Source organism: Elusimicrobiota bacterium (assembly GCA_040757695.1).
Classification (GTDB): Bacteria; Elusimicrobiota; UBA8919; order UBA8919; family UBA8919; genus JBFLWK01.
The window spans coordinates 1-22278 of record JBFLWK010000006.1; the positions used below are offsets into that span (position 1 = coordinate 1).

The window sequence follows — 22278 nt, forward strand, 5'->3', positions numbered from 1 at the left end:
AGTTCATATACAGCGTGACTTGCTCGTCTTAGCTCCACATATTACATTATACAAAATTTGGCAAAATTTGTCGGTCGCCTTCATCCCCGCAGCAAGCTGCGGGGTATTCGGCGACATTTAAATAAATGTTTCATCCGGATATGGAATTGATGAAACATTTGCGGCTACAAAATCTACATTTTGTTCTAGATGATAATTTCTAGCAATTTTTTTGGCTTCTTCTATAAAAAGCGGGGATATATCAATTCCAACACCTTTAAACCCTTTTTCTGCCAGTTTCAAAACCGCATAGCCAGTTCCACAGCCAACATCAAGAAAAAAACTATCAGTAGATTCTGGTTCTAAAAGCGACAGATAATTTCTAAAATAATCATCTTTATGCTTGTTTAATCTTTTGAGGTATTCTTCTGATGTTTTATAGAATTCTAATAGTTGTTCTTCGTCAAATTTTTTTTGTATCATCAATTTTTCTCCCTATTACCCAGAACGCATTTGACCACCATATACTACATACAAGTGGAAGTCTCTGGACAAGCCACAAAAGCCACCACAGATAAAGTTTTCTTACCCAGTTGATATCAATAATAACTTTTTCATACTTAAAATTGCAATATTCAAATAATCTCCTCATATTAGAGATTGTGAATGAATATAGATGCCCCCTGTGTGCTTCAAAATACTTATCTTTTAATACTCTCGCAATGCTAATCTCGGTTGGTAGACATATTATTGTAATACCATTCTTTTTTAAGACCCGGTTTATTTCTCTGAGTAGAAACACCGGTGAATCCACATGCTCTAAAACATGCGAACAGAAAACAACATCAAATTCAGCATTCTGGAATGGAAGCGGTTGATTTATATCTGTTTCTTTTACTTTTAAACCTTTCTGTCTACAAATATCAACATTCGGGCTTGAAAGATCTATACCAATAGAGTCCTTTGAGAATGTCTGAAGATATTCACCTGTTGCACAACCAATATCCAGCACTTTCTTCTCAGCAAGATATGGTTTTACATACTTATATGATGCCAGAAATTGGCACGGTGTTTTATGTTCAGAATAATTCATACAGGATATAAATTCTATTAACCCCTTTTTCCAAAAATCAATCTATATCTTCCTCGTAAAAAATAACTTAAAAAGCCAGCTGACAACAATTTGTAAAGGAAGGGGGTATATAGTTTCAGTTTATAGGAAACATAATACTTTACATCCTGCAGACAAAAACCAGCGTGCTCAAACAGGTTTGTCCAGCCGTCAGGATTCTGTTTGGTTGTAAAATCAATATTAGCTCTGTTAAAATATCTTGGCAGTATTTCTAAGATATTGCGCCTTTTTACTTCATGGATTATAACTATCCCATTCGGTTTTAACCATAAACCATATTTTTTAATCAGGTTAAATACACTATCAGGAATTTGTGTTAGTTCAGAAATATCTTCGTTAGTAATATAGAGATGATGCATCACATCATTTAACATAACTACATCAAACGAGTTATCTTGAAAAGTTAGATTAAAAATATCGCCTTGAACAATAGATATTTTCTCTTTAAGTCCATAGTTATTTACCACATCCAAAAATAATTCTTTATTGCTGGCAACATTACCATGTCCCAAGTATTCATCAACTGCAACGATTTTAGATGCATTTTTTATTAACGCTAAATAAATTGAATAAAGTCCCGCACCACAACCAATATCCAATACATTCTTACCGGTAAAATCAATATCTTCAAGATCAAGCGAATAAATTATTTTCTGTACATTTCTAGATAACAGGTGATATCGTGGTATGTATTTCTTTTTTATTAGTTGCTCAAATTTTTGCTTCATTTTTATCTACAAGATTGAACCACGGAGAACACAGAGAGAAAATCACAGGATTAAGAATTGAGAATTAAGAATTCTGTTTTCTCTGTGAACTCAGTGCCTCTGTGGTAAATTGACTTTTTCAATGGTTTCAAGATACATTTTGTAAAACATCGCAGTAAAGAACCAATAGAAAAAGACAGTATTTTGATGTTCCCAGATTAACTGCACATAAACCCCGAAAAACATCATAATTGAGCCAGCAATAACTGCCAAACAAAATGTTTTTAACTCCGGTGTGAATGAATATTTATACACTTTCCAGCTGAACTTATAAATTTTGTAATACATATACCAAAAAAGAAATAAACCCAGAAAACCGAATTCACCTATTACAGGAACAAGCCCGCAAGCACAGCCCGCATCATGACCCATTTCTAACTGTCCCCAATAATTAAATGTCTCCATTGTTATCCGACTTTTTAATTTATACGAAATATAACTCCAGAACTCGCCCGGTCCATAGCCAACAAGAATATGAGTAAAACTTTTTTTAACATAATTCCAGACAAGTTCTAACCACAGGTATCGGTTTGCACCCATGTCGACATTGAATTCCCAATCAACAAAGTTTTTGTATATATTATAGTAGCGTAATCCTGCAAATCCTTCGCTTATGTGCAATCCTGAAAACATTTCGCCTATAACAAAAAACGAAAAAAACAAAATTATTAAAACTGAAAATATCAAGATGGTGTATTTAAATAACCGTTTCTTAAAAATCAGTTTGGTTTTATAAATCCACAAAAAAACAAGTGGTGTAAGAATAATGCCATATCTACCCTGTGAAAAAATAAAAATAATTGAAATCATTATCAGTCTTAAAATATTTTTTTTACTCATATTCTTTTCTTCTATTATCCTGCCGAAAATAAAAAACAACGGTAATATTGCTACATATGTTAACATATTTGAGCCACCGGCTCCAAAACTACCTTTTACCGTATCAGGCTGCCACCAGTGAGTGATGAAAGTAACTTCTGCTATTTGATACAGCATTAACGGGATATTGAGCACCAAAAATGTATCTATAAAAAAGGTTGTTAACCTGTTTACTTCGTCTCTGGTGATATTGAGATTGACAATTAGAAAAAATAATAAGATATACTGTAAATAGCCACGCAAACCAAGTAGAGTAACATAAAAATGCGAACCATTAACAAAGCCAGAAAAAATACCTGTCAACGCGATTGCAACAACAACAAAAAAAATATCTTTCTTCAATTTGAATAGATTCTGTTTTCTAAATAGTGTTACGAATAATAGAATATAAAAAGTAACATCATCAGTTAAAGTTAGCCTTTCGGGTAATCCTAACTGCTGAGTTAAGAAATACTGGAGCATAACAAATATAATCAAAAACTTTAAGACAAATATTGGTTTGTAAACCGATACAATTAAGAGTGTAACGAGAATACAACTAAAAATAAAAGTCAACATATAGAACTGGTTCTTGAAAAAAAGAGATATTGCCAAATAAATAGCAGCCAGAACCAAAAATTTTGGTATTATATTTAATATATTTTTATTTTTTAGGAGAAGCGTATTCATTTTTTTATATTGATACCGTTGAAAAACCTCACCACAGAGACACGGAGAACACAGAGAGTAGGGGCACAGCATGCTGTGCCCCTACTACTACAACCTCTGTGATTTTCTCTGTGCCTCTGCGGTAAATTGACTTTTTCAACAATCTCATATTCTTTTTTTGAAAATGCGATATACTTTAAGAAAATCCCAAGACCCTTGAACTTTAGCAGTAAAATCGTCAATAGTATCTTGCGGGTCAATTCCAATTCTATACAAAATCAGCTGGTTGGTTTTCTTGGTATTCCTGCCATAAATGCTTGTGCAGGCTAATTTAAGTTTTGCTTCTGTTAGAATTGAAATAATGCTTTTATTAAAAGTATTCAGTTCGCCAAACGGGTATGTAAATGAATCTATTTGCTCGCCTAAAATATTTTCAAGAATAGTTTTTGATTTGTTGATTTCGTTTCTGGCTTCTTTTAGCTGAATTTTTGTTAGAATTGGGTGACTATGCGTATGACAGCCAAAAGACATTCCTGCTTTTTTCATTTCTTTAATTTGTTCAAAAGTTAACGGGTTTAAGCCATGATAGCAGTTCCAATTTTTGGTAATATCCAGTTCTTTGCTAACAAATCCAGTACAAATAAAGAAAGTAGCAGGACAATTATATTTTTTTAGTATTGGTAACGCATAATAAAAATTATCTTCGTAACCATCATCAAAAGTTATGGCAATCCCCCCCCCGTTGGTTTGAAAATTAAAAAAATCTGTTACAGATAGAATCTGATAGTTTGAGGTAAGAAATTGTATTTGTTTTTCAAATTCAGCCGGCAGGATTGAATCCGGATGTTCTGGATTTACCGAGTGATACATCAAAATAGTAAATTTGGGTTGATGGTTAAACATTTTGGTCAGACAAAAGATTTTACCTAAAATCCTTTTCATAACTTGTTTCTGTTGAGTTTTCATTTTTTAACTGCCTGAATAAAAGCCGAACTTGTAGTTAAATCATCATTAGACATGTTCTTGAACCGTGCGGCAAGTTGTTCCCTTGTGATTCCTGAAATATCTGTAGTATTGATACTGCAAACAATCTCAAATCCAACTTTTTGTATATAGTTAATATGTGTTGAGTATGGTTGTCTGTTGGGTATCATGGTTTTCTTGCCTTTAATCAATCTCCATACAAAATCTGAATATGCCAAATGGCCATTCCACTGTTTCGTTATTCCATCACTTTTGAAATCAATCTCGTGTGACATAAAACCACTCGGTTTTAACCACCGATATAATACCTGATATGTATAAGCGAGATCGTCAACATACTCCATTACCGCTTGAGAGTATATCATATCAACTGATTCTTCTTTTACCGTTTTTGAATCGGACCAGGGAACGCAATAGGATATTTGTGTGTTGTTTCTATTTCTACTACCTGAATGTAAAATTGCATTTCGTATAGATTCTATCCTTTCCGGCTTCAATGCTTTATCAAGCCGTTCGTCAGTCAGAATATGAGCTGGAAATTTATATGACTCCAGGTATGGTTTAACTCTTGGGAATTCGGTTTCATCTGGAATTTTTTCGCGTTTTTGGAATAAGGATACCAACTCATCAAAAATGGCAATATTTCTTTCAGTATTAGCATATTTTACAACATCAAATGCATAGTAATTGTTTGCCCCGGATAGTAAAGCAGCCAGTCCGATACCAAGTGAATCGCCCGGTCCCAGTTCAGCAACAGTATCTGGCTGTGTTGACAGACCATTTTTATACGCCATCATAAGATGTCTTAACCATACAGAATAGCAGTATCGTGCACTAATCGTTCCACCTGTACCGGTTGAACCGGGTTTATACAGCCCTAGAATATAAGTTGCGATTCCGCTCAATACTGGAAAATGTCTGGTAACTTTTTTTAATACTGATTTAATACTCATCTTTTAAAATGTTCTATCAATGTTTTTGCACGGGTAGCCCAGTTATATTTTTCTTCAACCTCTTTTCTTGCCTGTTGCCCGATTTTTAACGCCAGTTCTGGATTCTGTTGAACAAATTTAATCGCATTTATCCATTCCTCAGGTTTATTATGCGGAACTAATATTGAGTTTATTTTATCTTTAAGCACTTCTTTTAATACCGGCAAATCAGATGCAATTATAGGTTTCCCGGTTGCCATATATTCAAACATTTTCATCGGCGAGGTATAATCTCCTATATCCTCTTTGCCGCCAACAGGAAAGACATTCCTCTGATTGGGTAATAAAAGTATATCTAACCTATTCAACATTTCCGGTATTTTAGTATTAGGAATGAATCCTAAAAACTTGATATTCAAAATATCCTTTGTCTTATTTTTCCAATAATGAATATCCTCTTCAAGACCACCTATTATAATAAATTCAGCATCAGAAATATACTTTGCTATTTCAACTATTATTTCCATACCTTTACCTTTATACAAATGACCTGAATATCCTACTTTTAAAGGCATTCCATTTTTCCAATCAAAATATTCTACCTCTGGAAATAGTTCAATATCAGCGCCATTTGGTAATACAATAATATTATTCGGCTGAATTCCCCATTTTATATACCAATTTTTTAAAGTTTGGGTTACTGTTACGATTTTAATTAGAGATTTGGAATAATTAGATATTTTTAACGATAATTTCTCCATTAAAGAGAAAGGGCGTCCATGTAAATCAATTATAAATGGAATTTTAAAAAGGGTTGCCCATATAACAACATGATTGATCATTGAAACTACAAAATTAGCTTTTACATTTTTTGCAATTCTTATTGCCTTATAGGCAAATCTTAATGTTGGGGCTGGTGATTTCTTAAACGGGATTTTTATAATTTCAAATTTATGTTTAGTCCCGTAGAAATTGAAAATATCGTCAGTACTATCGTTGTTACCATATTCTGGTATTATAAGAATAACATCTATACCACACTGTTTAAAAGCTTCGCACATTTTCATTATAAGCAGCGTGTGGGCTGTTTTATAAGGAATTTTTGATATTGCTATATAGATTAATTTCATACCATTTAATCAAGTGTCTATCTGATAAGTTTATTTTCTTCAACCACAGCAATTAATTTTTGGGCATATATTTGATGCATCTTGGGTGTAGGATGCTGGCATGAGCATCATCAAATAATTCTTTAATTCTTTCTTAAATTCTTCCTCACAATTAACAGCAATAAATCCAGCAGATATTGCGGCTTCTTCTGCTTGATGATACCATCTTAGAAATACTCTTAATGCCTTATTGGGTTTATTATAGTCAGTTGGACCACTATTACTTGCACCTTCATTCAACGAAATAAAAATAGGTGGATATGGAGTAACCTCGGCGCTCATCCTGCGTATATCCTTCAATGCTCTTACAAACTCTTTCCAGTCATTTGAATCCTTATTATAGGATCTATCCACACCACCAATCCAAGAAGGCATTTTACGAAAAGCAATCAGCAGTCCTTCGTAAATTTTAGTAATATATTCCGTTGTCCCTTTAAGTTTATACTTCTGCAACTTTTGCTGAAGCGGTTTTATTTTTTCTCGATAATAAACTCTCTCCGGTGTATCATTTGAAGACCCCGGCTTGGGGTCATTGGTACAGAAACCTACAATAACCAAATCGGGTTGTAACTGTTTATAATATCTTCTGATATCCTCACATTCTTGTGTTGTAGGACCACCTGATCTTGCAAAAGTTAGGACTTCAATTTTCTTTTGAGGATGTTTTTCTTTCAAATACTTTTCAAGCAGGTTGGAATATCTCTCATCTTCAGAAACCCCAGCACCCCAGGTAAAAGAATCGCCTAAAACAATTATACGGAAACCATTTTTTAACGGGACAAGTTCATAGTTTTTATCTCGGAACCAATAAGGATTTGTTCTGACCTTATGTCCCCAGGTGTAATTTATTATATCATTCGGTGGAAAGTTTTTAACTAATCTTCCCTGCGTATACCAATAGTATAATTCCATACAACCAATAACTACTCCTAATAAAAACAAAAAGATAAAAATTTCTACAACCAAGAATGTAAGGTATCGTTTAATCCTGCTTAGCATAAAGTTGCTAAAATTGTTATCTGTTTTCATTTTTGCTGATTTTAATTATTTCTTTTGCCCAGTATTTTAAATCAAAATTAAAATGTAAAAAAGTAATTCCACCTGCTATAATGATTAAATTTCTGAGAATAACATTTCCAGTTTGTGTAGAAATATTGATTTTGGTTAGCGAGAATATTATTACAGATGCAATAATTCCAGGATAGATTAACTGCCAAACGAAATTGAATATCTCTTTTAAATTATATCTCACTACTTTTAGATACATTCTAAAGTATAACAACGACATTAGCAAATATGCAAGAACATCAACAATTACCAGATTGACAAGGGAGTGCAGATTGAAAAATTTTAGAATGAAACTGCTACCAACAAAAAAAATTATTCCCATCATTATTGTATAAAAAACATAAACTTGTTTATCAATGGTGGGGGCAGAAAGAATAATGCTAATATATGAAGTCGGTAGCCAGAAGTAAATTGCTAAAAGAAATAAACCTATTAAAAGAATTGAGTCAATATATTTTGGCAAAAATGATTGAATAAACCAGAAAAGATTGATATATGCTAGGCTAATAATAATACTTGATAAAATCGTTATTACCTTGATGATTTTTATAACATCTTTTTTTACTTCTTCAAAGCCTGCTCGTCCTAATTTTTCCATAATATTAGGGTACCAGATTCTTGAGAAAACCATTCCATAATTTAAAAACATTGTCATAACCGTATGGGCAAGTCCCCATAATCCAACTGCTCTAAGACCTAAAAAACTGGCAATAATTCCTCTTTCTGCCCATTGATAAACACCATATGCGTTTGATTTTAAGGCAAATGGGAGACCAACTTTTATTTGACGTTTCAATTCAACTTTATCAATCTTTAATTTGAAATCAACTTTCAGTTTTCTTATGAGATAGAAAATAACTACTACAGTAACGACTACTGGAATAATCAATGGTGCATAAACGCCCCAAAATGAAATAGTTCCAATAATTAAGACCGAATCTAACGCAGATGAAATAACAATCGCATTGCTATAAATAGCAAACTGTTTTTGAATAGTACTTTCAGTAGATAAAATTCGCTCTATTTTCCCAAGAAAAAGCACCAACGCAGAACAAATTATCCCGATTTTGACTAATGGATTTTTATAATAAAAAACCAACAAAATAGCTACAATGGTCAAAAAAGATGTTAAAAGCAATTCACAACTATATGCATTGTTACGAACTTTCTGTTCTGTTGTTATTTCATTTCTGCCTCTATAAAAAGGAATTTCTCTTAAGGCAATATCAATAAAACCAAGATTACCATATTTTGCAAGTTGTTTTATAATTTCAAGTATTTTTAATAAGCCATAAAATGACGGGTCAAGATATTTAACTACAAAAAATCCTTTGACCAGTTCAATTACCTGAGTAAAACCAGTTGCTGAAAATACTTTTACAAAATCTCTAAACATATAAGTTTATAATTTCTACAAGCTCTCTAAACACACCGTGACCACCGCTTTTTTTTAACTGGAAATGGCAAGATTTTAATACTTTGTCGTCTGGAATATTTTTGGGACAAAATGATAACCCAACTGACATCAGCAATTCTAAATCATTTATATCATCGCCAACAAACCAGACATCTTTTAATGATACTGAATATTTTTTCAGTTGTTTTTTTACTGCTGAAACTTTATCTTGTATTCCCAAAAGCACTATATCAAGTTTGAGTTTTTGTGCTCTTAAAAGTATGTGCCTGTCTTGTTCGCCACTAACAAAACCTGTTTTTATTCCTAGTTCTTTCAGTATTTTGAATCCCTGACCATCCCTTATATTGAAAAATCTTGCTCGTGTTCCGTTATCCAAATAGAGAACATTCCCATCAGTTAAAACACCGTCTACATCTGTTAAAACTACTTTAGGTAATATTATTCTCATATAAGATTTATATCTACCACCTTTTTTGTAACATAAACTTAATATACTTTTTTGATAAATGTTCATTTTTACAAAAGATCCTCTGGCTTTATCAGTTCATCTTTTTTAATATCTCGCTTCAACTTCTTGCCTAACATCATCCCCAAATAATATGCAGGAACTCCCTCTTCTGGTGCTAGTAAAACAACATCTTCTCGTCTTAAATAATCATTTGCGTTCAGATTTCTTGCCGCTACTATTGTTCTGTGGTGTTTGGTTCTGTTTTCTTTTTCTTCTTCAAGAAATTCTTTTTTTTCAGTCCCTATACAATTTAATGCATCCTTTATTGCATCCGCCATGAATCTGAAATCCGTTGGTATCAAACTTGCTTTCTGGTCAGGTCCTGGCAGATTATGGCTTAAAGTAAAATGTTGTTCAATTATCTTCGCACCAATAGCAACTGCACATATTGAAGGCACAAAATTGGCACAATGATTAGAAAAGCCGACGATTGGCGCAATATTTTGTAAGTCTTTTATTGCCAAAACATTTAATGTCTCAATAGCTGCAGGATAACACGATGTGCACTGAAGAAGTGCTACATCTGTCTTAGGATAAAATGCTTTAGCGATACCATATGTAGCCATAACCTCTTCTCTTGTTGCCATCCCGGTTGATAAAATTACCGGTAAACCATAACTGGCAGCTTTTATAATCAGTTCATGATTTGTAAGAAGATGAGATGCTATTTTAATTGCTGGGACACCTAATTTTATTACCTCCTCAAGTGCCTGCAAATCAAATGGTGTGCACATAAATCCTATATTGTTTTTATCAGATGTCTTTTTAAGTTCAGCCAGTTGCTCAATAGAAAACTCAAGTTTAAGTTTATGTTCCCTGTATGTTTTTCCCAAACTTGTTGGTTTAAGGTATGGTGCATCCAGCACTTTTTTCTGAAAACATTTCTCTATTGTTCTTTTCTGAAATTTGACGATATCGGCACCGGATTCAGATGCAGATTGTATCATATCTTTTGCAAGTTTCATATCACCATTATGATTCAATCCGATTTCTGCAACAAGCAACACATTTCTTTTTGTTAAATCTTTGCCTAAAATTTCCATTTTCTTATCCTTTTTCTTGAAGTAATTTGATAACACCACAAGGTACAGATTTCCAACCTAATTTTGATTTATATACTTGAGCGTGTTCTAACAGCGGATGTCTTTTATATATATTTCGCAGACAATTCCTTAAAATATCCTGAAAAACGGGATGAAGACCTATCGAACCATTTGTTACTATAGCCGAAACAGGTACTGATAATAATATTGGTTCCAATATTTTTGCCCATATTTTTTCTAAATCTATCAAAAACTTTTTTCCATATTTTTTTTGGTTTACTAATAATGATAAAAGGTCCTTTTTTTTAGAAATATCTGATAATTTTGTAATCCGTTCTATTGCCCAGCCGGAACTGATTGTCTCAAGACATCCTTTGCGTCCACAATTACACCTTAAATTACTTCCGATATTACAATGTCCTATCTCACCAAGACCAGCGTTCTGTCGGCTTACAACCTTTTTGTTGAAAACCAATTCTACAGCGATTCCTGTGCCAGCCATCACAAATAAAAAGTTATCCAAATTTCGCCAATATCTTGCTTCACCTTCTGATGCTAATTTAACATCGTTATAAACAAAGACAGGTATATCCAGCGCTTTGCTTAATTTCTCTTTTAGTGGATATGGTCCGACTAAAAACTGATTTGGGCCACCATATACAACACCTTTTTTTTCATCAACAGGACCGGTAACTGCTATAAAGAGAACATCAATCTTAGAAGGCAATGTGCCTGCAACAAACTTAACCATTTCATCATAGGACTTAAAGACAGGTGTTGATATTTTTTTCCAGAATGCTATATTATAGTGTTTCCTCCCCTTCCTATTATGATATATTTTTGTATAGGACATCTTTGTAGCTCCACAATCAATACTTACAATATTTTTATACATTTTTAAGGAAGTGATTTGACAAATTTTTCCATTTCTTTAAAATTACCTTCTAATTTAGTGAAAATTTCTTTATACTGCTGAAAACCATTATTGAAATCATCTTGAAAGTTCCTTATTGTCGTCTCAATTACATCAGGACTATTATATGGCAATTCCCTGTCGGAATTGATGGTATTGGCAAAACCTTGTCCTCTTACATCTTCATAAATAAGATACGACGGTTTTTTTATACTTAAAAAATAAAGATGGGCATGGAGCCGAAAACCTATATGGAGATCGCAAGTATCATAAAATGCAATTTTTGACAAATCGCCTGTCGCTTCTGTAGTTTTATATCCAAGATTTTTTGCTATTTTGATAAGTTCATTCAATCTTCTGTTTTTAGACCATGGTAGAGATTGTTTCAAACTATTTTTTATTTTTGACATTATTTTTTTCATACTTTCTTTGCCTATTTTATCTTTAAGTTTTACAATTCCTCTTACATAGTATAATGCATCAGTTTCTACTATTCTACCTTTATGAACACTGAGATATATTTCTTGTTCTGGAAAAAGTTTTCTTAATGTTTTAATCATCTCTTTATTTAATAGATACAGTCGGGTATCATGAACAAGATTCTGTGCTGTCGTAAAAACAATTTTTTTAACCCCGCATTTGTCTGGCAGGTTAAATTTGAGCCCAAAATACTTAAGGTTGTACCATGCAGGGTCCCCGGTCATTATCACATTCTCGTATCCGTATTCATTAAGCACCTTTTGCGTTAATATATCTCTAACACTTGAAAATCTGCAATTATTATGTATAAAATTCAGAAACAGCGCTGATTCAATCGTAAACTTAAAATTTTTGTAGCAGTCCATTGTACCGCCAAGCCCCCAGCCGAATGGGATAACTGGTACCTTGAGTTTCTTGAAATTAGTTACTACTGGTATGCGGGCAGGAAACAGATCAGGAAAATATAAAGGACCCCCGCATATAAGTATTGCTCGGGTGGTATTTATTTTGTCTAAATAATCATCAAGTGGTTTCTGATAATCGACCCCTTTGTCAAGCGAAAGTTCAAGATGTTTCTCGCCGGGTTTGAAATAATCAAGTAATTCCTTTATTCTTTGATGATACAGAAAATCACCTACATTGGTACGAACAACACTTAGTAAAGTATACATAGAATTATACCTTAATTTTTTTACTATACAATAAATCAATGATTTCAGGATTAGGCGAGCCAAATGCTGGTCGAACCTCTCTTATGTCTCTTATACAGTGGTTAAATCCGGATGGCTCAAGTGCAAATCCATGTCCATAGCCGGGAAATGCATGGTTAATGGTAAGATGTTTTTCTATAATTGTTGCACCAAGTGCGACAGAAACTGGAGCCATTATAATCCCATTCTCATGGTCGGAAATACCTATTGGTACTTTCATATATTCTCTCAGCAATATCAAATTAAAAAGACAAAAATCGTCAGGCAATGATGGTCTATGTCTGCTTGTGATAAGAATACCGGCAAGTGTTTTATTCGGTTTGGTCATCGCCTTTTGAAAAAAATTTACTAATAGTGGGAAATGTTCGTCTATAGCAATGCTAGCAATCACCGGCATATTACCTGTATATTTAAGGAGATGGTTCCTGTTATGAGATATCCTGATAAAATCAAAACCTAATTGTTTTGTAAAAGATATATCTTCTTTACCTAATGGAGAAGTAGCAACCAGCATGCCAAGATTATGCGCATATTTGATTAGATATCTGTATTGATTTTCAGTAAATTCAATATAGCGATTTATATCTTCACGGGTTTTGCCAACCTCGTTCATATAGGTATGCAGAACAAAATCATCTATATTTTCAGAGTTTCTACAGATGGTAAATTTAACAGCATCTGCGCCAGCTGATTTTGCAACATCAATCAACTTTATTGCAACATCAAAATCACCATTGTGGAACCGATTTATTCCTGCTATGACAAATGTACAATTTGATTTACCAATTCGCCTTGTAGCATTTATTCTAAACTCTGGTAATTTATTCTGTTGTTTATTTAAAAGCTCCATAAACTTAGCAGCATGCTTAAAACTATGAAATATTCTTGCGCCTGGGTTTAGTGATTGCAAAGCAACATTTTTTGATTCGAATAGTTTTTTCTTTTTGATAAGTTTAGCAAAATTTTCAGTATAGTCAAAATGATGTTCTTTATGGACAGCCCAGGCATTTGTACTTACAGTAAATGGATAACCTTTTTGATATACCCTGAACGCTAAATCAATGTCTTCCAGCCCCCAAGAACCATTATAATCTTCATCAAAACCATTTACCTCATTGAAAATTTTAGCTGGGATTGAAAAATTACATCCATAACACATTTCATATGGTCTTTTATGCTCTTTAAGATTCTTAGAAATTACAAATTGAATATGCCTCTCATCAGATGGAAAACCAACTGCTTTATTTCTGATTCTATATCCTATAACAATCCCACCACCTCCACCACCAATCTGTTTCTGTGCTTCTAAATGTGCCTCAATAAAATCTGTACAGGGAACCATATCACTATCAAGAAAAATCAATACTTCTCCATTAGACAATTTGTTTCCTTTGTTCCGAACAGTTGCTAATCTGAATCCCTTTCTTTGATGGGTAATATATTTTAAATTTTCTATACGATTAAACCTTTTCTCTAAAATCCATTTTTTTATAGAATAATCTGACCCATCGTCAGCAATAATCATTTCATAATTGTAAATTTGAACAGTTTTAAACCAAGCAATAATATTTTCAAGGTGTTCATACTGGTTATAATGCGAAACTATGATTGAACATTTTTTCAATCTACTTTCTTGTGGCATTTTTTTCCCTCCTGAAAAGTATCGTCATCATACTGCCCCAGAATGGCGGAGAAATTTTTACTTTCTTTCTACCGTTTTTGTAAATAATTCTAATATCTTCTTTAATCTTTTTATAATCTTTTTCTGGATTAGCATATGGTGTTTCTAGATAAAAATGATGGTGTGCTATTTTTATAAACCCAAACTGTTTCATTAATATTGAAATTGTATTTATATCAAAATAAAAAATATGTTCGGGTGGAATGAACTGATTCCATTTTTCCCGATACATTTCTGCACAGAACGACGAAACATCCGGGGTTGCGGTAATAAAAATATATCCATCAGATGCTACGTAATCTATAATATCGTATATCGCTTTCTTTGGATTAGGGAAATGTTCAATCGTTCCTCTCAATACAACACAGCCAAATTTTCTTCCAAATTTAGATATTGATTCCGTGCTACCACATATAACATTCAGACCTTTTTTCTTCGCCGCCAGGACCGCACTTTTTTCTAATTCAATACCAAAACATTCAAACCTGTCTTTAAACTGATATAAAAATGAGCCATCACTGCAACCGATATCAAGTATTGTTCCAGCGGTTATAAAATTTTTTAGCCAGCTGGCTTCAATTCTATACATTGTTTTTCTCTGTTCCCATGAATTTTTATCTTTAACTCGGGCAGTATAATACCCCTGATAAAATTTTGTAAGTTCTTCTTCGCCAGGAATTGGTTCTATCCATACCATTCCACATTTTTTACATTTCACCGATAAGTAGTCACCTTTTTGTGCCCACTTTTCAGTTTTTATATTGTTACACACAATACATTTAGTTTCTTGCATTAGACATCTCCAATACCAACTTTTCAAAAATCTGGGCTGATATATTTGGGTTGCTTAAACTTATATATTTTTCTCTGAAATTCGTATCGTTTTTTGAAAACCCCTTTTCAATAATATCTTTGAGTATAGTATATAATTCTTCCTGCCAGCTATATGTATTATAATCTATTTTCCATACTCTTTTTTCCAGAGATTCCCTCGCAACTTCTGATATATCATAAACACCGGTGTCAAGCCAAATAATTTGTTTGTCCGTAAGACATGCATGATACATTGCGGTTGCTGGGGCTTCTAATATAAACACATCTATTTTGTTAAGTAAAGTTTTTAATGGCTGGCTGTTAAACTCAATATCTTGTCGTCTTAGTTCTAATATAAAATTTTTCAATGGCTCCATGAATTTATCTTTATAACTTGCTTTAAATATTTTTCTTATAGCGGTATCAAATTTCTGAAATATTTTAATAATTTCAATTTGTAACAAAAAAGCTTTTATATCCGGAAATGAGAAATGTGGCCCCCATCTAAAATCAGCCCTGTATATATCTGGGATATAGGCAACTGTAATTTTATCAGTTATTGACTGATTTTTTTCAGTCTCTTTTTTGATATTATCATATAGTATGAATAGTTCAGGATCAGGCACAAAGAATGCTTTATTCTTATTTTTCCATTCAATATTTTTATGATACCTAACGCTTTCAGGCCCCCAGAATATAAAAAAATCAGACATTGAGAATGCTGTCGCCTTAAAATAATCTCCAACATCAAAATATCCAAATGCACCATGTTGATACCAAAAAACAGGATTTCTTTTTTTTAATAAAAGCGTAATGAAACTAAGTTCAAACAGCATTGAACTTCCGCACAGCACTATTCCTGAAAACCCAGAAAATTCAGTGATACTATTATATATATCTACTGCTATCTGAAAATGTCTGTGAAGTTCTTTTACTATCTGTTTTGTCAGATTAGGATATTTTATTAGTACCCCAGACCTTATACAAGTATTAAACCTTTTAATTATTTGACCAAAAGAGTTTATTATTTTTAAGTCACGGTTTTTATTCTTCATTGGCTTTATAGATAACAATTTCTTGTAGACAGGATACCTGTATGGAGCAGCTGAATTTATACACCAGATAGGCATTTTATGTCTTTCTGATATTAAATCTGCAAAATATCTTGTTGAATAAAATTCATCTACCAGAAGTATAGCGTTCTTCGTTCTGGCTCTTATATATTTTTTTAGTGGCTTTACTGTTAATATAAAAGATAAAATACTTCTGATAAATTTTTGTATCTCTTCTTTTATAGAAACATTGGTTAAACTGGCAAAATCAGTTTGTATAAACACAGGCGAAAAAGTTTCTAACTGGATATTTTTAAATTCTTCATCTGCTATTATATCTTCTATAATAAAACTGTATGGAAGCGCTTGTTCTTTATCTAATTCTGTTTCACTTTTTTTGAAACAAATTATTTTTTTTACTCCGTTTTTTCTAATAAAATTTTTTAGTAATACATACCGAAAACAATATGAATCAACATATCTTTTAAGCCACATCTTCTCGGCTGAAATAAAAATATCAAACGGGAAACTATTCAGAAATTCAGTTGCATATTGCATAAAACTGTCAGTTAATATATTCATCAACTTAAAGTTCTCTTCCCCGACTGTGTCCAGATAGACCTGTGAGGTATAATCTTCAAGAATCCTAAAACTTTTGTCTGTTTTCATCATTCTGTAAACAGCTTCGGGAACTGCAGGTGCGTATAGCAGATTTTCATCAACTTTTTTCATTTCTATAAATTTATCTACTTCAATTTTACTTTCAAGTATAACTAAATCCATATTAGGAATCTATAACAATTATTCAAATTCAGTGATAGTTTTTTTCAATATTTTTGCCTGGTTTTTAGCATATTCAAGGTTCTCATAGTTTGTTTTTAACTGAATAATTCTTGGCTGTATTTTTTCTGCAATAGGACAGAGAAAACTTAAATTCTCAAATACCGGCTCCAAATAATTTAATTTCCAAGCAGCATAAAATCTATCACCACCATTTGCTTGAAATCTCGTTCTGAACTCTTCCCATTTTACTTTTGAGGTATCAAGCAACATAGCATATGTCCAATATGTATTCTTGTATCTTTTCGGTGTTTTCTGTGGTGTAATCAGTTTTGAATCTGCTATTGCTTTTTCATACAACCGGGCAATTTTACATCGTTTTTTTATAAACATATCTGCTTTTTTGAGTTGAACCCTTGCAACTGCCGCACAGATTTCTGGCATTCTATAATTGTAGCCAATAGAGTCATGTCTTTTAAAATCAGGATGCTGTACATCATCCTTAGTTATTTTGCTTTCTGACTGTCTGGCTGAAAGAGTTGTGTAGCCAAGATTACTAAATTTTCTAGCTTTTAATGCAAGTTCTTTATCATCAGTAACTATCATTCCACCATCACCGGTTGTTAAATGCTTTGAACGCTCAAAACTAAATATTGACATATCGGCTATTGTACCGGCGAGTCTTCCTTTATACTCAGCCAGCATAGATTCGGCATCGTCTTCTATCACATATAATTTATACCTCTTTGCTATTTTCATTATCGGGTCCATATCAGCACATAAGCCATACACAGAAACAGGTATTATTGCTTTTGTTTTTCTGGTTATTTTTCGTTCTATTTCTTTGGGGTCAATAGTAAATGTATCAGGATTAATATCCGTAAAGATAGGAACAGCACCTGTATAAAGAACCGTCATTGCTGGGGAAATAAATGTCAACGGTGGAACAATAACTTCATCACCGGGGCCAACACCGATTGCTCCAAGACAGCAATGAATTGCAGAATTGCCAGAATTCACTGATACAGCATATTTTATACCCAACCTTTTAGAAAATTCGTCTTCAAGTTTTAACCTGTTTTCACCAGTGAATCCAGATTCAAACATTTTTGATATTGCATGCAGTTCTTCTTTCCCAATTCTCCAAAATTGTCGATTCATCGCGTCTCCTGTTCCCAGACCATATGCAAGATTCGGTGTTGGGTTTGTGGTTAGGTTTTATCCAAGTCAGACTTGATTTTAACTAACCGTGGTCGAAGCATCACCGACAAGAACTGATATGTCTCTCGGCGTACTTATAAATCTCTTTCAGATTACTTATTCTTCCGTGCGATAATTTCAAAAAGTGATTCTATAGAATATCTAACTTTTGGTTTATATTGGGTTATTTTAATAGATTCAAATTCAGATTTATCAAAAACCTGTCTTATTTCATTTTCTGTCATGTAGAAATCATAAAAACTAAATAATTTATGCCGAAATATTTTTCTCACCGGCGACAAATATGTTGCTATAATTTTTGCAAGATTATAAGAAAAACTGTTTTTAATTTGTATTGATTTTTTATCCATTATTGTTAAAAACAAAGAACCTTCTCTCTTCAGCATTTGATATATTATATTACAGATATAACTATTGAATGGGACTTTCAAACCGAAAACACCAATAGCACATATCAAATCATATTCTTCATCAGCAAATTCTGCGTCAAATATATCAGCACAAACCAGTTCAATATTTTTAACTTTAATGTTTTCTTTATCAACAGGATTATTTCTTGCAATTTCAAGCATTTCCATTGATACATCAATACCAACTAATTTTTCTACATTTTCATGAAAATAGGAAAAATACCTCCCCGTACCACAACCTATATCAAGTGCATTAATACTTTTCTGATAGCACCTGCATAACTCGTTAATCTTGGAACCGAAATGCCTCCTATGCTCGGATTCTTTAATCTCTTCGTCTATTTTTCTATAATTCTCATATCGTGTTCGATAATGCTCTTTCACTTTTTCAATAATTTCCTCATGGGATAACAAATCCTTCACCATATTGACCAACCTCCGTCAACCATCAGATTATGACCGGTTACATAACTTGAGGCATCCGAGGCAAGAAAAATTAACGCTCCTACAACCTCATCTTTATAGGACATCCTATTCATCGGGGAGCGAGTTGAAAAATTTTTCACAAAAAGAGCTTCGTGGTTTGCAAAAACACCATGAGGCGATAGTGCATTCACTCTGATATTTTTAGTCGCCCAATAGGTTGCCATGTGCTTAGTAAAAGCTATAACACCACCTTTACTTGCTGAGTAAACTGCCGGGCATCCAATATTTGTATTAGTATAAATCCTTTGGTCAGGACTTACTACTCCATATGTTGAAGCCATATTAATGATATTGCCTTTACCTTGTTTTATCATCTGTCTGCCAATAATTTGTGTACACAGGAAAAGACCTCTCAGGTTAACAGCCATCACATCGTCCCATTGTTTTACTGTATATTCTTCAAACCTATTTGTGAATGTTTCTTTTGGTTTGTGTTGCGCATTATTAACCAGCACATCAACTCTGCCGAACCTAGCAAGAGTAAGTTTAAGCATTCTTTCCACATCTTCCTTATTAGAAACATCTGTTTTAATCCCGAGCGTTTCTACTTTATAATTTTCTTTTATCCTTTCCGCAAGGGAATCACATTTTGATTGGTTAATATCAACAATCACTGGGAAGCCACCAAACTCTGCTACTCCACAAGCAAAAAATTCACCCAGAAGACCTGTTCCACCTGTAATTATTATAACATTGCCTGCGAGGTCAAACTTCTGCTTTATGGTTTTTTCATCAAATTTGTCTTTCATCTAATTCCTTCCTCCTTCATACTCTTTTTTAAGCCCTCTGCTCTTTCTATACCTGAATTTATTTTTGTAAGTTCCGGTTCTCTTTTGAGAAGATTTATGATATCATTCATAAGAAATATCTTCCCCGGCTTATATAATCTTTTATAAACTTCCTGAGCAAATACAAAATCCTGCTTATAATCAATCGTCCATCTCATACTTGAATAGTCAGTATCGTTGTGAAAGTCAATCACCTTAAACCTGCCTTTATTGTGATAAATAAATGGGGATACATGTTCTCTTTCATACTTTTTTTTAGCTTCCTGCCAGGCAATTTTAAGTACTTCAAACGAAAACACTTCAATATCTATACCTTCTGGATATGTTGGTTTTAAATAGTTTGCAACAAAATCTGCATCTTCGGTAAAAAATATCTCTATACCTTTATCAATTATCTCAGGGTCTTTGAAAGGGTCATCAGGGGTTATTCTTACTATCACTTCAGAGTTAAATTTCTTTGCAGATTGATAATATCTATCCAGTACATCATACTGGTTGCCTATATATACAAGATAGTTCTCATTTTGGGCAAACTCAACGATTACTCTATCTTGGGGGTCATTAGAAGTTGCAATGATGATATTGTCAATATATTTTGAGTACTTGACTCTGTTTAATACATGCCAGAGTAATGATTTGCCATCCGCAAGTTCCATCATGGTTTTACCTGGCAATCTTGTAGAACCCATTCTTGCTTGACAAATTGCAGCTATTTTTTCAGGTTTATTCTTATACATTGATTTTTTTATTTTCTAAGAAATTCATAAATTCTTCCTGTATTGAATGTACTCGTTCTTCTGATAATTCCGTGCACCTCATAATCCTTTGATAATAAAAATTCGGTAAGATACGAACCGTCCTGTCCTGTAATACCTGTAATCAATGCTTTTTTCATGTTCATTCCTTATCTTTTCCTAAAAGCCATTTCCAGCAAGGAATAAATTTTATCTTTTTACCTTTAATTTTTTCCTCGCCTTCATAATCAGATGTAATGACAAGCAAACGATGGCATTTAGTTTTTTCGCTAGCTTTCAACAAAGAGAAAATCTCTCTTTTCTTAGTATCATAGTCTTCAAGGTTGTAACAAACCTGAATTAGTTGTTGGACGCCTGTTCCATCCTTAATCAGAAAATCGGTTTCGTAATGATTGTTATCCTGCCAGTAATAAATTTCGTCCCGGCTCCGCCAGAATTTTCTTCTTATCAATTCAACCGCAACCACATTTTCATAGAGATAGCCCTTTTCCTGACTAAACTTGGTGGAGATGGCATTTATCATGCCCGTATCAACCGTGTAAATTTTTCTTGGCGCAGTTAATCTTTCTTTTGGTTTGTAAGAAAATCTTTCAATCTGAAAAATTAAATAAACTTCATATAAAAAAGAAAAATAATTTTTTGCCGTGTGAACGCTTTTCAGAGAAAATATGTTTTTTAGTTTATTAAAAGTAACTTTTCTGGAAAAATTTGAAACCAAATAACTGGCAAATTCCCTTAGCGTATTGAAGTATTTTAACTTATATCTCAGAACAATGTCTTTGCTTAAAATCGTTGAATATAAAGAAGTCAGATACTTTTTATAGTCCTCTCCTTGGACAACCTCAGGAAAACCACCTGATAATAAATAATTATCCAGATGTCTTTTAATTGAGGCAGTTTCTTGCGTGGTAAAATATTTCTTTTGATAGTCAAGGTTATGAAAGTCCAGATATTCACGGAAAGAAAAGGGATAAAGTTCCAAAGCAAAATGTCTTCCGGTAAGATGGGTCGCTAATTCTCGCCCGAGCATCCTGGCATTTGACCCGGTAACAATTAAGTTAAACCCAATCCTTTTCAAGCGATTCAGGAAAAGTTCCCAGCCTAAAATATTTTGAATTTCATCCAGGAGAATAAAATCTGGTTTTTGAAATGTCTCGTAAATTGCCTCAAGCACCAAGTTTAACTCGCCGGTTTTTAAATAAGCGAGCCGCTCATCATCAAAATTCACATATGCGAAACTTTTATCCGCTAATAGTTGATAACCCAAAACCGATTTCCCCGATCTTCTTGGACCGGTAATTATCTTTATTAAACCAGACGCCAATAATTTTTTGTATTCACTTAAAAATTCTCTTTCAATAATTTTTTTATTTTTAAAAGAATCTTTAAGTTCTTGTCGCTGGTCAACTAAAATCTGTTTTATCTCTTTAAGGTTCATCATCGTCACCCGCTAATGCACAAATTTTGGTATTTTTATGCATTCAGAATGCACAATCTCAAATTAATCACTTCGTGCATTTTTTAGCCACTGAAAACACTGAAGGCACTGATTTTTTTTCTGTGTGCTCAGTGCATTCAGTGGCAATTATTCAGTTTCCGATACAATCAAACAGTAATGTATAAAGATAATAAGCGTGCTTTGTATCCGGTTTAACAGGTGCAG

The 22278-nt window shown here is 33.1% G+C and carries 21 protein-coding genes and 1 pseudogene; all 22 read right to left on the bottom strand.

All coding sequences use genetic code 11. From position 1 onward, the window contains the following. Positions 1 to 117: 117 nt before the first annotated feature. The 22 genes and pseudogenes from AB1349_01870 to AB1349_01975 all read right to left on the bottom strand — a co-directional run bounded on the left by AB1349_01870 (position 118) and on the right by AB1349_01975 (position 22056). Complete coding sequence (locus AB1349_01870; protein ID MEW6556085.1) at positions 118 to 462, bottom strand: methyltransferase domain-containing protein; 345 nt, start codon at positions 460 to 462, stop codon at positions 118 to 120. Then, a complete protein-coding gene (locus AB1349_01875) occupies positions 443 to 1072 on the bottom strand; it encodes a class I SAM-dependent methyltransferase (GenBank protein MEW6556086.1) in 630 nt (209 codons plus the stop codon). Before AB1349_01875 ends, AB1349_01870 begins: the two co-directional genes overlap by 20 nt. A 17-nt stretch (positions 1073 to 1089) precedes the next feature. Next, entirely contained in the window at positions 1090 to 1839 is a 750-nt protein-coding gene (locus AB1349_01880; protein MEW6556087.1) for a class I SAM-dependent methyltransferase, read from the bottom strand. A gap of 90 nt (positions 1840 to 1929) precedes the next feature. Next, positions 1930 to 3315 carry a hypothetical protein gene (locus AB1349_01885; GenBank protein ID MEW6556088.1) on the bottom strand — a complete coding sequence of 462 codons (1386 nt, stop codon included), beginning with the start codon at positions 3313 to 3315 and terminating at the stop codon, positions 1930 to 1932. A gap of 255 nt (positions 3316 to 3570) precedes the next feature. Then, the gene (locus AB1349_01890) at positions 3571 to 4371 is read right to left on the bottom strand and encodes a polysaccharide deacetylase family protein (protein ID MEW6556089.1); all 801 of its coding nucleotides are present in this window, start codon (positions 4369 to 4371) and stop codon (positions 3571 to 3573) included. Then, positions 4368 to 5342, bottom strand: a complete 975-nt coding sequence (locus AB1349_01895; GenBank protein ID MEW6556090.1) for a methyltransferase domain-containing protein — start codon at positions 5340 to 5342, stop codon at positions 4368 to 4370. Before AB1349_01895 ends, AB1349_01890 begins: the two co-directional genes overlap by 4 nt. Next, positions 5339 to 6451 carry a glycosyltransferase family 4 protein gene (locus AB1349_01900; protein ID MEW6556091.1) on the bottom strand — a complete coding sequence of 371 codons (1113 nt, stop codon included), beginning with the start codon at positions 6449 to 6451 and terminating at the stop codon, positions 5339 to 5341. Before AB1349_01900 ends, AB1349_01895 begins: the two co-directional genes overlap by 4 nt. A 39-nt stretch (positions 6452 to 6490) precedes the next feature. After that, positions 6491 to 7489, bottom strand: coding sequence for an SGNH/GDSL hydrolase family protein (locus AB1349_01905; protein MEW6556092.1), 999 nt, complete (start codon positions 7487 to 7489; stop codon positions 6491 to 6493). A gap of 16 nt (positions 7490 to 7505) precedes the next feature. After that, positions 7506 to 8954: an oligosaccharide flippase family protein gene (locus AB1349_01910; GenBank protein MEW6556093.1), complete on the bottom strand. Its 1449-nt coding sequence runs from the start codon at positions 8952 to 8954 to the stop codon at positions 7506 to 7508. After that, positions 8947 to 9489, bottom strand: a complete 543-nt coding sequence (locus AB1349_01915) for an HAD hydrolase family protein (GenBank protein MEW6556094.1) — start codon at positions 9487 to 9489, stop codon at positions 8947 to 8949. The genes AB1349_01910 and AB1349_01915 overlap by 8 nt, the downstream gene beginning before the upstream one ends. A 2-nt stretch (positions 9490 to 9491) precedes the next feature. Next, on the bottom strand, positions 9492 to 10526 hold the full coding sequence (locus tag AB1349_01920; protein MEW6556095.1) for an N-acetylneuraminate synthase family protein: 1035 nt from the start codon (positions 10524 to 10526) through the stop codon (positions 9492 to 9494). A gap of 4 nt (positions 10527 to 10530) precedes the next feature. Continuing rightward, positions 10531 to 11421, bottom strand: coding sequence for an ROK family protein (locus AB1349_01925; protein ID MEW6556096.1), 891 nt, complete (start codon positions 11419 to 11421; stop codon positions 10531 to 10533). A gap of 2 nt (positions 11422 to 11423) precedes the next feature. Further along, positions 11424 to 12590: a polysaccharide pyruvyl transferase family protein gene (locus AB1349_01930; protein MEW6556097.1), complete on the bottom strand. Its 1167-nt coding sequence runs from the start codon at positions 12588 to 12590 to the stop codon at positions 11424 to 11426. A gap of 4 nt (positions 12591 to 12594) precedes the next feature. Beyond that, on the bottom strand, positions 12595 to 14271 hold the full coding sequence (locus AB1349_01935) for an N-acetylneuraminate synthase family protein (GenBank protein ID MEW6556098.1): 1677 nt from the start codon (positions 14269 to 14271) through the stop codon (positions 12595 to 12597). Further along, a complete protein-coding gene (locus AB1349_01940) occupies positions 14255 to 15103 on the bottom strand; it encodes a class I SAM-dependent methyltransferase (protein MEW6556099.1) in 849 nt (282 codons plus the stop codon). Before AB1349_01940 ends, AB1349_01935 begins: the two co-directional genes overlap by 17 nt. Beyond that, positions 15090 to 16958 carry a hypothetical protein gene (locus AB1349_01945; GenBank protein MEW6556100.1) on the bottom strand — a complete coding sequence of 623 codons (1869 nt, stop codon included), beginning with the start codon at positions 16956 to 16958 and terminating at the stop codon, positions 15090 to 15092. The genes AB1349_01940 and AB1349_01945 overlap by 14 nt, the downstream gene beginning before the upstream one ends. A gap of 18 nt (positions 16959 to 16976) precedes the next feature. After that, positions 16977 to 18116: a DegT/DnrJ/EryC1/StrS family aminotransferase gene (locus tag AB1349_01950; protein MEW6556101.1), complete on the bottom strand. Its 1140-nt coding sequence runs from the start codon at positions 18114 to 18116 to the stop codon at positions 16977 to 16979. Between the two features lie 152 nt (positions 18117 to 18268). Continuing rightward, the gene (locus tag AB1349_01955) at positions 18269 to 19012 is read right to left on the bottom strand and encodes a class I SAM-dependent methyltransferase (GenBank protein ID MEW6556102.1); all 744 of its coding nucleotides are present in this window, start codon (positions 19010 to 19012) and stop codon (positions 18269 to 18271) included. Further along, positions 19006 to 19821 (bottom strand): SDR family oxidoreductase, encoded by an 816-nt coding sequence (locus tag AB1349_01960; protein MEW6556103.1) that lies wholly within the window; start codon positions 19819 to 19821, stop codon positions 19006 to 19008. Before AB1349_01960 ends, AB1349_01955 begins: the two co-directional genes overlap by 7 nt. Beyond that, the gene (locus tag AB1349_01965) at positions 19818 to 20597 is read right to left on the bottom strand and encodes a glycosyltransferase family protein (GenBank protein MEW6556104.1); all 780 of its coding nucleotides are present in this window, start codon (positions 20595 to 20597) and stop codon (positions 19818 to 19820) included. The genes AB1349_01960 and AB1349_01965 overlap by 4 nt, the downstream gene beginning before the upstream one ends. Before the next feature lie 29 nt (positions 20598 to 20626). Continuing rightward, positions 20627 to 20755 (bottom strand): annotated as a pseudogene (locus tag AB1349_01970) (GDP-mannose 4,6-dehydratase). Positions 20756 to 20757: 2 nt separating this feature from the next. After that, complete coding sequence (locus tag AB1349_01975; GenBank protein MEW6556105.1) at positions 20758 to 22056, bottom strand: ATP-binding protein; 1299 nt, start codon at positions 22054 to 22056, stop codon at positions 20758 to 20760. Positions 22057 to 22278 lie beyond the last annotated feature (222 nt).